The organism is Rodentibacter genomosp. 1, from assembly GCF_001999285.1.
GTDB lineage: Bacteria > Pseudomonadota > Gammaproteobacteria > Enterobacterales > Pasteurellaceae > Rodentibacter.
In genome coordinates, this window is sequence record NZ_MLHN01000046.1 from 1 (window position 1) to 1241 (window position 1241).

General features: G+C 42.4%; 1 protein-coding gene. It reads left to right on the forward strand.

All coding sequences use genetic code 11. The features are described 5' to 3' along the window. Positions 1-60 precede the first annotated feature (60 nt). Positions 61-1152, forward strand: a complete 1092-nt coding sequence (locus tag BKK54_RS11495; RefSeq protein WP_077543197.1) for a tyrosine-type recombinase/integrase — start codon at positions 61-63, stop codon at positions 1150-1152. Positions 1153-1241 lie beyond the last annotated feature (89 nt).

The following is a 1241-nucleotide window of genomic DNA, read 5'->3' on the forward strand; positions in this document are numbered from 1 at the left end:
CAGAAAGGAAAATAATATGTGCCGTCTATGTACGCAGGTCGGCGATTCGGAGAAAAGAAAATGTCGATCAGAAAAAATAAATTCGGCGTATGGCAAATCGATTTTACCACGCCAAACGGCGAGCGAATTCGATGCAGTAGTCAAACGACTGAAAAAAAATTAGCCCAACAGCTCCACGATAAGATGAAACACGAGGCTTGGCAGGTTGAAAAGCTTGATAAGAAACCTGAAAAAACCGTAGAACAAGCCTTGATCTTAATGCTCAAAGAAGCTGAACATAAAAAGGATGTGGCAACCAAAATACGCCACGCACAATATTGGCGTGATGTACTCGGGCATAAGCTCATCAGTTCTTTAACAAGTGATGATATTCAGACATATTTGCCAACTCACGTAACCCGCACCGGGAAAAAACTCTCTCCCGCCACTCAAAACCGTTACCGCTCATCAATTATGCGTGCACTCAATCTCGCCAAACAAGCAGGCTGGATCGACAGCGTCCCTTATATTCAAAAAAATAATGAGGCCAAAAAGCGGGTTCGGTGGCTAACGAAAGATGAGGCTAATCATCTATTAAAAAATCTTAACTTAGATTGGATGCGTGATATATGCAAATTTGCTTTACTCACCGGTGCAAGAATGAGTGAAATTCTCACACTTACGTGGAATAAAATTGATTTTGAGCGACAGGTTGCCATCGTTACAGGCGATATTGCTAAATCAGGGCGGGCAAGATCACTTCCGTTGGGTCAAGAAGCAGTAAATTTCTTACAGCAACGCATATTCAAACGCTGTTCAGATTACGTCTTCCATAGTGGACAAGGTTTGAAACTCAAAGATATTTCCAGAAATGACTTTAGACGGGCTTTAGAACGATCCAATATTAAGGATTTCCGATTCCACGATCTCAGGCATACTTGGGCCAGTTGGCATGTTCAGCAAGGAACGCCCCTTATGGTGCTGAAAGAATTGGGCGGTTGGGAAACGATTGAGATGGTTCAAAAATACGCGCATTTGAATGCCGGTCATTTATTGGATTATGCCAACCACGTCAAACTTACGTCAAACTCGCTCTTGGCTTGTTCAAATCAAGTGGCAAAAAATGACGAACAGGAGGATATTTTAGGCAAGAAAAAAGCCGTAAGCTATTGATTTGAAACGCATAACTTACAGCTCTTAGAAATTCGATACTTGGTGGGTCGTGAAGGATTCGAACCTTCGACCAACGGATTAAAAGTCCG

Excerpts from the sequence above, each read along its gene's own strand:
- BKK54_RS11495 (WP_077543197.1), top strand. The coding sequence starts at position 61 with ATGTCGATCAGAAAAAATAAATTCGGCGTATGGCAAATCGATTTTACC.